The sequence below is a fragment of the Streptomyces sp. NPDC050509 genome, from assembly GCF_044457965.1.
Lineage (GTDB): Bacteria > Actinomycetota > Actinomycetes > Streptomycetales > Streptomycetaceae > Streptomyces.
Genome location: NZ_JBITHL010000010.1, coordinates 164,440 through 178,355, shown reverse-complemented (window position 1 = coordinate 178,355; position 13,916 = coordinate 164,440). Strand labels below are relative to the sequence as shown.

The window sequence follows — 13,916 nt, the reverse complement described above, 5'->3', positions numbered from 1 at the left end:
GTCCACCGGGCGCGGGTGCCGGTGCTCAGTCCTCGCTGGTCGCGCCGGGGAGCTGGGTCTGGATCAGCTCCATGACGGACGAGTCGGTGAGGGTGGTGACATCGCCGAGCTGGCGGTCCTCCGCGACGTCCCGCAGCAGGCGCCGCATGATCTTGCCGGAGCGGGTCTTCGGCAGTTCGGCCACCGGAAGGATCCGCTGGGGCTTGGCGATCGGGCCGAGCACCCCGCTGACATGGCTCCGCAACTCGGCCACCAGACCGTCGTCCACGGAGGCGGTGCCGCGCAGGATCACAAAGGCGACGATGGCCTGACCGGTGGTCGGGTCGGCGGCGCCGACGACCGCGGCCTCGGCGACCTTGGGGTGGGAGACGAGCGCGGACTCGACCTCGGTCGTCGAGATGTTGTGGCCGGAGACCAGCATCACGTCGTCGACGCGGCCCAGCAGCCAGATGTCGCCGTCGTCGTCCTTCTTGGCGCCGTCCCCGGCGAAGTACATGCCCTCGAAGCGGGACCAGTACGTGTCGATGAACCGCTGGTCGTCGCCCCAGATGGTGCGCAGCATCGACGGCCACGGCTCGGTGAGGACGAGATAGCCGCCGCCCCCGTCGGGCACCTCGCGCCCCTCGTCGTCCACGACCGTGGCGGAGATGCCGGGCAGGGCGCGCTGCGCGGAGCCCGGTTTCGTCGCGGTCACGCCGGGGAGCGGCGAGATCATCATGGCGCCGGTCTCGGTCTGCCACCAGGTGTCCACGATCGGGGTCGTGCCCGCGCCGATGTGCTCGCGGTACCAGATCCACGCCTCGGGGTTGATCGGCTCGCCGACCGAGCCCAGCACGCGCAGGGACGACAGGTCGAACTTGGCGGGGATGTCGTCCCCCCACTTCATGAACGTACGGATCGCGGTCGGCGCGGTGTAGAGGATCGTCACCCCGTACTTCTGGACGATCTCCCAGAACCGCCCCTGGTGCGGGGTGTCGGGCGTGCCCTCGTACATCACCTGTGTGGCGCCGTTGGCGAGCGGCCCGTACACGATGTACGAGTGGCCGGTTACCCAGCCGATGTCGGCCGTGCACCAGTACACGTCCGTCTCGGGCTTCAGGTCGAAGACGGCGTGGTGGGTGTAGGCCGCCTGCGTGAGATAGCCGCCCGAGGTGTGCAGGATGCCCTTGGGCTTACCCGTCGTACCGGACGTGTAGAGGATGAAGAGCGGGTGTTCGGCACCGAACGCCTCGGGGGTGTGCTCGGCGGACTGGCGGCCCACGATCTCGTGCCACCACACGTCCCGGGAGGCGTCGAACGCGGTGTCCTGTCCGGTACGGCGCACCACGAGGACGTGCTCGACCTGCGGGCACTTGGCGACGGCCTCGTCGATGGCCGGCTTGAGCGCGGACGGCTTGCCGCGGCGGTAGCCGCCGTCGGAGGTGATGACCAGTTTGGCGTCGGCGTCCTGGATCCGGGAGGCGACCGCGTCGGCGGAGAAGCCGCCGAAGACCACGGAGTGCGCGGCTCCGATCCGGGCGCAGGCCAGCATGGCGACCGCGGCCTCGGGGATCATCGGCAGATAGACGGCGACCCGGTCCCCCTTGCGGACGCCCAGCTCGGTGAGGGCGTTCGCGGCCCGCGACACCTCGTCCTTCAGCTCCGCGTAGGTCAGGGTCCGGCTGTCACCGGGCTCGCCCTCGAAGTGGATCGCCACGCGGTCGCCGTGACCGGCCTCGACATGGCGGTCGACACAGTTGTAGGCGACATTCAGCTCGCCGTCCGCGAACCACTTCGCGAACGGGGGGTTCGACCAGTCGAGTGTCTCGGTCGGCTCGGTGATCCAGGTGAGCCGCCTCGCCTGCTCGGCCCAGAAGCCAAGCCTGTCCGCCTCGGCCCGCTCGTACGCCTCCGCCGTCACATTGGCGTGCGCGGCCAGCTCGGCCGGCGGAGTGAACCGCCGCTCCTCCTTGAGCAGGTTGGAGAGGGAAGAAGTCTCGCTCATCGTCCCGTCTCCTCCTTGAGAAGATTGGCCAGGCTTTCGTTGCTCACGACATCTCCCTTTCCCAGGGCGTCCTAGCGTCCTATGTGTCCCGGGGCTAGCTCATCAGGCGGATGTCCTGGTGACAAGGGGCTTCCCCTCCGCCCTCGCTCTCCCCGCCAGGTCTCCCGCCCGGTGCCCTGCCGGGCGGGAGCGGCCCGCTTCCCCCGGACGGGTGGGTGGGAAGAGGAGGGAAGGGGCCACACAGTCTCACGGATGCGGTACGCGGACGGTTCAGGCGCGCGACTCCTCCCGCGCGGTGGGCGCCACCCGGTTGAAGACTTCTTCGTCCCGGGCGGCGACGGCGCCGGTCCCGACGCCGTCCGCCAGCAGATACGCCTGGGCCTCGCCGACATGGAAGTACATGCCGTGCAGCTCCAGCCGTCCCTCGGCGAGTCCACGCGCGACCGCGTCATGGGCCCGGAGATGCTCCAACTGCTGGACCACATTGGTCAGACAGAGCTGCTCGACCGCGTCGGCCGGCAGCCGCCCGGAGATTCTGGCCCATGCGTGCTGACGGCTTCTCATCCGCGCCAGGCTGGGCTGCCCGTGGCGTAGCCAGCGCGCCAGCGGGGTCGGCGGCGGGTGGGCGGACCCGGCGTCCGGCTCGGGCGTGTTGAGCAGGGCCTGCATCGCCCCGCACCCCGAATGGCCGCATACGGTGATCGACTCGACGCGCAGCACGTCCACGGCGTACTCGATCGCCGCGGCCACCGAGTCGTCCGCACCGTTCGCCCCCGGTGGCGGCACCAGATTCCCCACGTTCCGTACGGTGAAGAGGTCGCCCGGACCGCTGGACGTGATCATGCTCGTGACCAGCCGGGAGTCGGCGCAGGTGAGGAAGAGCTGGGAGGGGCGCTGGCCCTCGCGCGCCAGCCGCGCCAGCTCACCGCGCACCAGCGGGGCCGTGTCGCGCTGGAAGGAGCCGAGCCCGCTGGCCAGTTGGCGCCCGCCCGGCGACCGGACCGTACCACCGCCCCCAGGGCCCGCGCCCGGCACGGTGGCAGCGGCACCCGACCGGGGGGCGGCCGGTGCGACGTGGTGGTTGCGCCAGGGGGCCCAGGGGCGGCAGCGCACATGCGGCTCGTCGGAGGGCGGCTCCGCGATGCTGCCGCCGGTCCGGCCGGTGAACTGCGCCGTACCGCCCTGGGCGACATGCGCGGTCCGCCAGTCGTGCAGGGCTTCGTACGCCGCGTGGTCCATGAAGGATCCGTCCAGCTCCACCACGCACCGGGCGTCCTGCGGGATCTGATGCAGCATCCGGCTGAGTCTCGGCACGGCGAGGAAGGTCAACTGGCCCCGGGCGCATACCCGGTGGACGCCGTCCCGCTCCTCCACCGTGATCCGTGTCCTCGTCAGCCGGTGCAGCGCGACCGCCACGGCCACCGCGATGCCGATCACGACCCCTTCCAGGACGCCGGTGAACACCACGGCGGTAAGCGTCACCGCGTACACCAGTAGTTCGCGGTTGCGTCGGACGCTGCGCAGGTGCGTGATGTTCACCATCTGGACCCCGACGACCATCACCAGCGCCGCCAGGGCCGCCAGCGGGATCAGATCGAGCACCGGTACGAGCAGCAGGGCCGCCACCGCGATCCACAGGCCGTGCAGCATCGTCGAGTTCCGGCTCACACCGCCGGCGGCGACATTGGCGGCGCTGCGCACGGCGACCCCGGTGACGGGGAGTCCGCCGAGCGCGCCGGAGACCAGGTTCCCCGCGCCCTGTCCGGCCAGCTCCCGGTCGAGCCGGGCGCGCGGGATCCGGACGCCCGGCGTCTTGCGCGCGGCCACCAGTTTGTCCACGGCGACCGCGGACAGGAGCGATTCGACGCTGCCGACCAGAGTGATCGTGAGGACGGCGGCGAGCAGTCCGAGCACCGGCCCCTCGGGCAGCTCGGGCATGGCGTGGCTGCTCCAGGACGGCAGGTCGACCCGCTCCAGGCGCAGCCCGACGAGAGCCGCCGCCGTCGTGGAGAGGGTCACCGCGGCGAGAGCGGCCGGGATCTTCCGTAGGGCCCGGCCCGCGCGTCCGGGGGCGCGCGGCCAGAGGAGCAGCACCGCGACGGTCAGGGCGCTCACGGAGAGGGCGCCCGGGTGCGGATGGGCCAACTGGGCGGGCAGGCCGCGCACATTGGCGACGGCGGAGCTCTGCGGCGAACCGCCGAGCACGATGTGGAGCTGGGCCAGGGCGATCGTGACGCCGATGCCCGCGAGCATGCCGTGCACGATCGCCGGGCTGACGGCGAGCGCGGAGCGGGCCACCCGCAGTGCCGCGAGGCCGAGTTGGGCGAGGCCGGCGCAGACGGTGATGGCGCAGGTGGTGCGCCAGCCGTATCGCTGGATCAGGTCGGCCGTGACGACGGTGAGTCCGGCCGCGGGCCCGCTGACCTGGAGTGGGGCGCCGCCCAGCCGTCCGACGACCAGACCGCCGACCGCGGCGGCCACCAGGCCCGCCTGAAGGGGTGCGCCGGTGGCGAGCGCGATGCCCAGCGACAGGGGCAGTGCGATCAGGAAGACGGCGATGGAGGCGGAGAGATCGGCCCCCGCGATCCGGAACCCGGGGCCGCCCGGCGGCGTGGGGCGGGCCGGGCGGTCGGTGTGCGTGGAAACGCCGGCAGTCATATGTCCCGTCCCCTCCAGGCGGCTGGCGGATGCGTCAACTCAACTCTTGGTAAACGGATCGTAATGGAGGGTAAAGATTAAGGCATGACATTTCGGGCAAATGGACTAGTCATTCACCCAGGGTGATGATTAGTCATTTTGTACGGCTTGTCGTTTCTTCTTCTAATCAGTCTCAGTGCGAGGTTGTCGGCGCTCGACGCCGCGCCGGCAGTCGCCGCTCGGCACTTCGGTACTGAATCTGAAGGAAGAGGTGGGCGGATGCTGGCCGCCACAAAACGAATCTCCTTCGGCGCTGCTGTCATGGCGCTCGCCGTCGGCCTCGCCGGATGCTCCGGTGCTCAGGGCGCCAAGGAGGAAACGTCGAAGGGCTCCCAGGCGGCGAAGCAGGCGCACGGGGCGCCCGGTGCCGTACGGCTCATCGGTGACGGTTCGACCGCGTTCACCGGCGCTCAGCCTCAACTCGGCAAGCCGCAACGGCTGAAGCCCGGACAGAAGCCCCCGCAGTTCGTGGTGTTCTCCTGGGACGGCGCCGGCGAGGACAGTCAACAGCTCTTCTCGTACTTCCGGGAGGTGTCCAAGAAGTACGGCGCGAAGATGACGTACTTCCTGAGCGGCGTCTACCTGCTCCCCGAGGAGAAGGCCAAGCAGTACGACCCGCCGAAGCACACGATCGGCACCTCCGACATCGGCTTCAACGACACCAAGGGGATCAAGGACACCCTGCGGCAGGTACGGGCCGCCTGGAGCGAGGGCAACGAGATCGGCACCCACTTCAACGGACACTTCTGCGGCAAGAACGGCGGCGTCGGCACCTGGTCCGTCGACGAGTGGAAGAGCGAGATCAACCAGGCCAAGTCGTTCGTGAAGGGCTGGAAGACCAACTCGGGCCTCCAGGACGAGGCTCCGCTGCCCTTCGACTACGACAAGGAGCTGATCGGCGCCCGCACCCCGTGCCTGGAGGGGCAGAAGAACGCGATGCGCGCGGGCAAGGCGATGGGCTTCCGCTACGACTCCAGCGGCATCGGCAACCAGGTCTGGCCGAAGAAGAAGGAGGGGCTGTGGGACGTCCCGCTCCAGCTCGTCCCGGTGCCGGGCCGCGAGTTCGAGACGCTCTCGATGGACTACAACTTCATGTACAACCAGTCGGGGGAGTCGAGCGGCGACGAGTCGCAGCACACGTACTGGGGCAACCAGATGCGTGACGGCCTGCTCCAGGCGTTCGACCGCGCCTACAAGGGCAACCGCGCCCCGCTGATCATCGGCAACCACTTCGAGTCCTGGAACGGCGGCACGTACATGCGCGCCATCGAGGAGACCATCGAAACGGTCTGCCCCCAGAAGGACGTGCAGTGCGTGACCTTCCGCCAGCTTGTGGACTGGCTGGACGCGCAGGACCCGGCGACCCTGGAGAAGCTGCGGGGCCTCGGCGTGGGCGAGGCCCCCAAGGGCGGCTGGGAGGCCTACACGAGGGCCACGCCCCCGCTGAACTCCGCCTCCCCGGCCACCTCGGCCTCCCCGGCGGTGGCCGCGAGGCACTGAGCGGCCCCGGACCCCGGGACTCCGGGACGGCCGTCCTGATCTCCGTCAGGACGGCTGGGGCAGGGCGAGCGCTTCGCTGAGTACGAAGGCGGGGTCGACCTGAGACGCGAGGTCGACGCCCGTCTTCGCGTTGCCCCAGCTCTCGGCGTTCCTGAGGTGGAAATGGACCATCTGCCGTGTGTAGCGCTCCCAGTCGCGCAGCTCGTACGAATCCTCCGCCGTGTCCTGCAGCGTCTGGAGGGCGCAGCGGTTGTCCGCCTCCAGCAGTTCGAACCGGGAGGGCCGGCCCTTCTCCATCGCCCGCACCCACTCGGAGTGGCCGACCGTGACGAGCAGGTCCTCGCCCACCTCGTCACGGAGGAACTCCACGTCGTCCCGGCCCTGGACCTTGTTGCCGACGACCTTCAGCGAGACACCGAAGTCCCGCGCGTACTCCTTGTACTGGCGGTACACCGACACGCCCTTGCGCGTGGGCTCGACCACCAGGAACGTCATGTCGAACCGGGTGAACATCCCGGAGGCGAACGAGTCGGAACCGGCCGTCATGTCGACGACCACGTACTCGTGGGGCCCGTCGACGAGATGGTTCAGGCACAGCTCCACCGCGCCGACCTTGGAGTGGTAGCAGGCCACCCCCAGATCGGATTCCGAGAACGGGCCGGTGGCCATCAGCCGGATCTCGCCGTCGTCGAGAGCCACGGGGCGGGCGCACGCGTCGTACACCGGGTTGTTCTCGCAGACCCGCAGCAGCCGCGATCCCTCGCCCGGCGGTGTCGTCTTGATCATCGCGTCCACCGAGGCGATCCGCGGGTTGGTGCCCCGCAGATACTCCTTGATCAGCGGGAGATGCGCCCCCATCGCGGGCAGCGTCGCGGCTGTTGTCTCGTCGAGGCCGAGCGCGGCCCCGAGGTGCTGGTTGATATCGGCGTCCACCGCGACGACGGGAGCCTCATTGGCGGTCAGATGGCGGATGAAGAGCGAGGACAGCGTCGTCTTGCCGCTGCCGCCCTTCCCCACGAAAGCGATCTTCATGTTCACGTAGGGTAGTGGCAATCTCGCTCCCGGTGAGGGGTCCGGGGTGGAAAGACCACTCCAAGGTGGGACGCGAGCGCGGGGCGCGTAGCCTCGCTACTTATGAGTACGACAGCCTCTGACGCCTCCTCCGCGCCACGGCCGGAGGACCCCCTGGCCACACTGGCCGCCCTGCCGGGCGTTCCCGGCACGGTGGAATCCGTACGCAAGGCCGTCGACCGGGTCTACGGGCACCGTGTGATGCGGCGCCGCGGCAACGAGGTCACGGCCGAGGCGGCCCTGCGGGCGGCGCGGGGGTCGGCTGCGCTGTCCGGGGCGGACTGGGCGCTCGAAGAAGTGCGCCGGCGCAGTGACTTCGGCTCCGACGCCGAGGCCCGTACGGTCGGCGCAGCCCTGCGGCTGAACGCCGAGGCCGGCCAACTGCTCTCCGTCTGGTCCCAGTCGCCGCTCCGGGTGCTGGCCCGGCTGCACCTGGTGGCGGCCGGTGGCGCCGGGGTGTCCGACCGCACCGTGGGGCGGCCCCGGCTGGCGGGCGAATCGGTCGTGGAGGCGCCCGGCTCCGGTGCCGCTGCCCCGGACGGCGGAGCGTCTTCGTCCGGAGCGCCGTCGGTCGGGGCGCCCTCTTCCGGAGAGTCGTCGGTCGAGGAGGCACCTGCCCAGGTGCCGCTGGCCGGGACGCCGCTGCCGGACGCCGACGAGGTGGCCGCACGGCTGGACGGGCTGGCTCGGCTGGTGATCGCGACCAGCGCGGCGCCCGCGCTGGTGACCGCCGCGGTGGTGCACGGCGAACTGCTGGCGCTGCGCCCCTTCGGCTCGTACAACGGCCTGGTGGCGCGGGCGGCCGAGCGCGTCGTGCTGATCGGCAGCGGGCTCGACCCCAAGTCGATCTGTCCTGCGGAGGTCGGCCACGCGGAGCTGGGGCGCGCCGCGTACGCGGCGGCCTTTGACGGCTATCTGTCCGGAACCCCGGAGGGCATGGCGGCGTGGATCACGCACTGCGGTCGCGCGGTCGAGCTGGGGGTACGGGAGTCGACGGCCGTCTGTGAGGCGCTCCAGCGGGGCGCGGCCTGAGGCCGGTCCCGCACGAAGTTGCGGCGGCGCCGTATGGGCACCGCCGCTGGCATGTCCGCCGGGTTACCAAGCGTCCTCGTATGTTGCCCATCAGGTCGGGTGCTTTGCCCGTCACCTGGTGCGGCTGGCCCGTAATCGACGGGTCGACGTCGCGTGGGTGCTCGGCTTCCATGCTCGGTCCGTGGGGCCTGGTGCGTAAAAAGGTGATCCTCTCGGATGTCCTTGGTCTCGCGGGCCGTTGAGTCCTTTGTACTCCTGTCGGCCAGGATGCGGAACCCCAGGCCCCACTTCTTTACTTTTAGGTTCAAACACGGGCAAAGGGGGCCGACTGCCGACGGCGGCTGGCGTACCAGACCAGTCCGGCCGTCGCCGCCGCCGCACCCACCGCTGCCGCCGCGACCAGCGCGGGGCGGGGAGGCATCGAGAAGGCGGGCAGCCGCTGCTTCAGCCGGACGGGCCGGTTGAAGACGAGAACCGGCCATTCGCGACCCGCCGCCTCGCGCCGCAGTGCCCGGTCCGGGTTGACGGCGAAGGGGTGGCCGACCGACTCGAGCATCGGCACATCGGTGATGGAATCGCTGTACGCGTAACAGCGGGCCAGGTCGTACCCCTCGGACGCGGCCAGCGCCTTGACCGCCTCCGCCTTGGTCGGCCCGTACGCGTAGTACTCCACCTCGCCGGTGAAGCATCCGTCGGTGCCGACGACCATCCGGGTGGCCACGACCCGGTCGGCGCCCAGCAGTTCCCCGATGGGCTCGACGACCTCCGCGCCCGAGGTGGAGACGATCACCACGTCGCGTCCGGCGGTGTGATGCTCCTCGATGAGGGACGCCGCCTCGTCATAGATGATCGGGTCGATCAGATCGTGCAGGGTCTCCGCGACGATCTCCTTGACCTGCTGGACGTTCCAGCCTTTGCAGAGCGCGGAAAGGTACTCCCGCATCCGCTCCATCTGGTCGTGATCCGCGCCCCCGGCGAGGAAGACAAACTGTGCGTACGCGGTGCGCAGCACGGCACGGCGGTTGATCAGGCCGCCTTGGTAGAAGGACTTGCTGAAGGTCAACGTCGAGGACTTCGCAATGACCGTCTTGTCCAGGTCAAAGAAGGCTGCTGTGCGCGGCAAGGAGTGGTTTTCCACGAGGTCGAGCATATGCGCCCACCATTCGGCGTAAGGTGCGGCGCGTGGGTTTGCCTGAGAAGGCTCTCGGGTACACCATGGAAGTCACGGATCGTTCGCGACCGTGCTAACCCGGTCCGGCTCCTCCCCCCCCCGAGTCGGCCGTGGGGACGACCCCCGCTCTCCCCCCCGGCGGGGGTCGTCGCATGTCCGGACGCGTTTTTGGCCCTCGTGCCACGGCGTCCCCCTCTCTTTGATCTCTACGCGCGGCGACCTCGCCACCAGCATGCCCGTCACCGTGTGTAGTCGATGCGCTCCGCTCCGGAAGTCACCGGTATGAGCTACCGGGATATTCACAACTGGTGAGTTGTCCACAGTTTTCCAGCAAGATCCACACGATTTCTTGTTGTCCTGCACGGTGATTCCGACCGCGAACTTCGCGGAAGCCGGAATCAGGGATACCGGATCAGTGCGAGATCGCGGAGAGAAGCGCTCGCGGATACCGGATCACGTCAGAGATAGGGGGCGGAGATCGTGGCTGGATCCATGACATCCGATCGCTCGCACGGACCGGGCGGGCACCGGGCGGGACCGCTGATCCTCACCGAGGACGTGGAGTTGCTCGACGACCTGCTGCGCCTGTGCGCCGCGGCCGGCGCCGAGCCGGAGGTGCACCACGCGGTGCCGGAGCGGAAGGGCTCCTGGGAGGACGCGCCGATGGTCCTGGTCGGGGACGACGCGGCGGCCCGCTGCCGGGGCGCCACGCGCAGGCGCGGAGTGATGCTCGTCGGGAAGGACCAGGACGACCCGGGCGTATGGCGGCGGGCGGTGGAGATCGGCGCCGACTGCGTACTGCGGCTGCCCGACGCGGAGAGCTGGCTGGTCGACCGCATCGCGGACGCCGTCGAGGGCGTGGGCCGGCCGGCGCTGACCGTCGGAGTGATCGGCGGCCGGGGCGGCGCCGGGGCCTCGACTCTCGCCTGCGCCCTGGCCGTTACCGCGGCGCGCGCCGGTCGGCGCACCATGCTCGTGGACGGCGATCCGCTCGGCGGAGGGCTCGACGTTCTGCTCGGCGGCGAACAGGCCGAGGGCCGGAGGTGGCCGGATTTCGCGGCTTCCAAGGGGAGGGTGGCGGGCGGCGCCCTGGAGGAGTCGCTGCCGTTCCTGCACGAGCTGCGGGTGCTCAGTTGGGATCGTGGGGATTCGGTGGTGGTCCGGCCGGAGGCCATGAGATCGGTGCTGGCAGCCGCCCGCAGGCGTGGCGGTGTGGTCGTCGTGGACCTTCCGCGCCGCGTGGACGAGGCCATGGCCGAGGCGCTCGCCCAGGTGGACCTGGGGCTGCTGGTGGTCCCGGCCGAGCTGCGGGCCGTCGCAGCGGCCGGACGGGTGGCCTCGACGGTGGGCATGGTCCTTCATGATCTGCGCGCGGTGGTCCGCGGCCCGTACGCCGCCGGCCTCGACGAGCAGTGGATCGCCGACGCGCTGCGCCTTCCATTGGCGGGCGAACTTCCTCTGGAACCAGGACTGTCGGAGGCCCAGGAGAGCGGAGCGCCGCCGGGATCCCGGGCGCGCGGCCCGCTCGCGGCGTTCTGCGCGGCTTTCTGGGAGCAGGCCCTCGCCGGGGACGGGAGCGTGACGGCATGACGTCCACGACGCCTCTGACGTCCAGGCCCGCCTCCGCGGCCGGCGGGCTGCTGGACGCCGTACGGCAGCGGCTCGCGGAGAGCGGGGCCGAGCCGACACCGGCCAGGGTGGCCGCCGCCCTGCGGGCGCAGGGGCGGCTGCTCGGCGACTCGGAAGTGCTCGGAGCCGCCGAGGAGTTACGGTGCGAGCTGGTGGGCACGGGTCCGCTGGAGCCGCTGCTCGCCGACCCGTCCGTGACGGATGTGCTGGTCTCCGCACCGGACCGGGTCTGGGTGGACCGGGGCAGGGGTCTCGAACGCACGGCGGTGTCGTTCGCGGACGCGGCTTCCGTACGGAGGCTCGCGCAGCGGCTCGCCGCTGCGGCCGGCCGCAGACTCGACGACGCCAGGCCCTGGGTCGACGCACGGCTGCCCGACGGGACACGGATGCACGCGGTGCTGCCACCGGTCGCCGTCGGCTCGACCTGTCTGTCGCTGCGGGTGGTGCGCCCCAAGGCGTTCTCGCTCGCGGAGCTGACCGAGGCCGGGACGGTCCCGCCGGGCGGCGAGCGGCTGCTCCGCGCGCTGATGGACGCCCGGCTCTCGTTCCTGATCAGTGGCGGTACGGGCACTGGGAAGACGACGCTCCTGTCCACCCTGCTCGGCCTGGTCGGGGCGCGCGAGCGGATCGTACTGGCCGAGGACTCGGCGGAGTTGAGGCCCGACCATCCGCATGTGGTGCGGCTGGAGGGCCGCCCGGCGAACCAGGAGGGCGCCGGCCTGGTGACCCTGCGGGATCTGGTCCGGCAGGCGCTGCGGATGCGGCCGGACCGGTTGGTCGTCGGTGAGGTCCGCGGACCCGAGGTCACGGAATTGCTGGCCGCCCTGAACACGGGACATGAGGGTGGCGGCACGGTGCACGCCAATACGGCGGCGGACGTACCCGCGCGGCTGGAAGCCCTCGGGACAGCGGCGGGGCTCGACCGGACCGCGCTGCACAGCCAGTTGGCGGCGGCGCTGTCCGTCGTGATCCATCTCGTACGGGACCGTGACGGGCGCCGGAGACTCGCCGAGGTACATGTGCTGGAGCGGGACGGTGCCGGGCTCGTGGTGCCGGTGCCCGCGCTGCGCTGGGGCATTGACGCCTTCGCGTACGAGCGGGGCTGGCCGCGGCTGCGGACGCTGCTCGGGGGTGCGCTGTGACGGTGTCCATGAGAGCGGCGTCCATGACGGCCGTCGCGTGTGCGGCGGTGCCGTGCGCGGTGGCCGCCGTACGGCTGGCGGTCCGCCAGGAGAAGGGGCTGCGCCGGGCCAGGCTGCTGCTGGCGCCCGTCGGCACGCCCCGGGGGCCGGCGCCCGGGGAGCCACCGTGGGAGGGCCTGCTGCCGAAGATCCGTGAGCGGGCGCGTGGGCTGCCCCGGGAGTGGCTGTGCGTGCCTCCCGCGGCGCTGCTCGCCCTGCTGGGCGAGTCGGCGCTGCCGCTGCTCGGAGGCGCGCTGGCGGTGCCGCTGGTGGGGCGGCGACTGCGGGCCGTCGAGCAGCGCAAGGAGCGGGAACGGCGGGCCGACGGGATCCTGGTGCTCTGCGGTGCGGCCGCCGGCGACCTGCGGGCGGGTCTCCAGCCCGTACAGGCCCTGCTGAGCGCGGCGGCCTTCACCGGCGGGCTGGGCGACGCCGAGCCCGCCGTACTGGCCGCCGCGCGCTTCGGCGGTGACGTGCCGGACGCGTTGCGGCGGGCGGCGTGCGAGCCGGGGGCCGAGGGCCTGGTGGGGCTCGCGGCGTGCTGGCGGGTGGCCGTGGACGGCGGTGCGGGACTGGCCGCCGGGCTGGACCGGCTGGAGGCGGCCCTCCGGGCGGAGAGGGACCAGCGGGAGGGGCTGCGCGCTCAGTTGGCGGGCGCCTGGTCGACGGTTGTGGTGCTCGCGCTGCTGCCGGTCGTGGGGCTGGCGATGGGCTGGGCGCTGGGCGCGGACCCCCTGCGTGTGCTGCTGCACACCCCGGCCGGGCTGGGGTGCCTGGCGGTGGGCGGCCTGCTGGAGGCGGTGGGGCTGTGGTGGGCGGCTCGGATCGTACGGACCGGGGAGGCGCCATGAGCGCCGTCTTCGTCCACGGGCTGTGGACGGCTGTTGCGGTGCCGGCCGCCGTCGGGTGCCTGGCTTTCGCCGTATCGGCCGGGCGCTGCGCACGGCGGGTGCGCGGGCGGCTGGCGGTGCTCCAGGGCGCCGGGCACGGACCGCTGCCTGTCCGGGCGCGTCCGTGGCGGACGGAACAGGCCGGGCGCTGGGGCCCGCCGATCGGCGTGGTGATCATCGGCTGGGCCCTGATCGGTGGAGCGACCGGAGTGGCGGTCGGCCTGGCCGGGGCGTACGGGATCCGGAGATGGCTGCGTACCCACCGGCCGGACGACCGGTCCCTGGCCGAAGCGACGGCGAGACAGCTTCCGCTCGCGGCCGACCTGCTGGCCGCCTGTGTCGCGGCCGGGGCCGGGCCGCGCGAGGCCGCTGAGGCCGTCGGCGAGTCGCTGGGCGGTCCCGTCGGCGACCGGCTGGCGCGTACGGCGGCCGAGATCCGGCTCGGCGGTGAACCGTCCGAGGCGTGGGGGAGGTTCGGCGCGATACCGGGCGCCGCCGGGCTGGCCCGCTGCCTGGAGCGGGCGGGCGCCACCGGAGCACCGGCGGCGGAGCCGGTGTCCCGGCTGGCCGACGGCTTCCGGGCGGCCCGGTCCCGGGACGCGGTGGCCCGGGCCCAGCGTGCCCAGGTGCTGATCACCGCGCCGGTGGGGCTGTGCTTCCTGCCCGCCTTCCTGGCGGTGGGGGTGGCCCCGGTGGTCATCGGCCTGGCGAGCGGGCTGCTGAGCGGCAACTGATCTTTTCCGTCAACAAATTCTGACGAT

10 protein-coding genes are annotated in these 13,916 nt (G+C 71.6%); 6 read left to right on the top strand and 4 right to left on the bottom strand.

Features of this window, described 5'->3' with window-relative positions; translation table 11 throughout:
• Window positions 1–25: 25 nt before the first annotated feature.
• Window positions 26–1,984: an acetate--CoA ligase gene (gene acs / locus ACIBJC_RS27990; protein ID WP_399297056.1), complete on the bottom strand. Its 1,959-nt coding sequence runs from the start codon at window positions 1,982–1,984 to the stop codon at window positions 26–28.
• A gap of 270 nt (window positions 1,985–2,254) precedes the next feature.
• Window positions 2,255–4,642, bottom strand: coding sequence for a bifunctional SulP family inorganic anion transporter/carbonic anhydrase (locus tag ACIBJC_RS27985; protein ID WP_399297054.1), 2,388 nt, complete (start codon window positions 4,640–4,642; stop codon window positions 2,255–2,257).
• Window positions 4,643–4,900: 258 nt separating this feature from the next.
• Here ACIBJC_RS27985 and ACIBJC_RS27980 point away from each other — a divergent pair, with 258 nt between their 5' ends.
• On the top strand, window positions 4,901–6,181 hold the full coding sequence (locus tag ACIBJC_RS27980; protein WP_399297052.1) for a hypothetical protein: 1,281 nt from the start codon (window positions 4,901–4,903) through the stop codon (window positions 6,179–6,181).
• A 45-nt stretch (window positions 6,182–6,226) separates the two neighbouring features.
• Here the strand turns inward: ACIBJC_RS27980 and ACIBJC_RS27975 are convergent, their stop codons facing one another.
• Window positions 6,227–7,213, bottom strand: a complete 987-nt coding sequence (locus ACIBJC_RS27975; protein WP_399297050.1) for an ATP-binding protein — start codon at window positions 7,211–7,213, stop codon at window positions 6,227–6,229.
• Between the two features lie 102 nt (window positions 7,214–7,315).
• On the opposite strand from ACIBJC_RS27975, the gene ACIBJC_RS27970 reads away from it, so the two are divergent.
• Window positions 7,316–8,284 carry an oxidoreductase gene (locus ACIBJC_RS27970; protein ID WP_399297048.1) on the top strand — a complete coding sequence of 323 codons (969 nt, stop codon included), beginning with the start codon at window positions 7,316–7,318 and terminating at the stop codon, window positions 8,282–8,284.
• A 304-nt stretch (window positions 8,285–8,588) separates the two neighbouring features.
• Here ACIBJC_RS27970 and ACIBJC_RS27965 read toward each other — a convergent pair whose 3' ends face one another.
• A complete protein-coding gene (locus ACIBJC_RS27965; protein WP_399297046.1) occupies window positions 8,589–9,434 on the bottom strand; it encodes an HAD family hydrolase in 846 nt (281 codons plus the stop codon).
• A 513-nt stretch (window positions 9,435–9,947) separates the two neighbouring features.
• Here ACIBJC_RS27965 and ssd point away from each other — a divergent pair.
• From ssd to ACIBJC_RS27945, 4 genes are read left to right on the top strand one after another with little or no spacing between them, the layout of a single operon-like run.
• The gene (ssd, locus tag ACIBJC_RS27960; protein WP_399297044.1) at window positions 9,948–11,045 is read left to right on the top strand and encodes a septum site-determining protein Ssd; all 1,098 of its coding nucleotides are present in this window, start codon (window positions 9,948–9,950) and stop codon (window positions 11,043–11,045) included.
• Complete coding sequence (locus ACIBJC_RS27955; protein WP_399297042.1) at window positions 11,042–12,226, top strand: TadA family conjugal transfer-associated ATPase; 1,185 nt, start codon at window positions 11,042–11,044, stop codon at window positions 12,224–12,226. Before ssd ends, ACIBJC_RS27955 begins: the two co-directional genes overlap by 4 nt.
• 23 nt (window positions 12,227–12,249) lie before the next feature.
• Window positions 12,250–13,116: a type II secretion system F family protein gene (locus tag ACIBJC_RS27950; RefSeq protein ID WP_399297040.1), complete on the top strand. Its 867-nt coding sequence runs from the start codon at window positions 12,250–12,252 to the stop codon at window positions 13,114–13,116.
• Complete coding sequence (locus ACIBJC_RS27945) at window positions 13,113–13,889, top strand: type II secretion system F family protein (protein ID WP_399297038.1); 777 nt, start codon at window positions 13,113–13,115, stop codon at window positions 13,887–13,889. Before ACIBJC_RS27950 ends, ACIBJC_RS27945 begins: the two co-directional genes overlap by 4 nt.
• The last annotated feature ends 27 nt before the right edge of the window (window positions 13,890–13,916 follow it).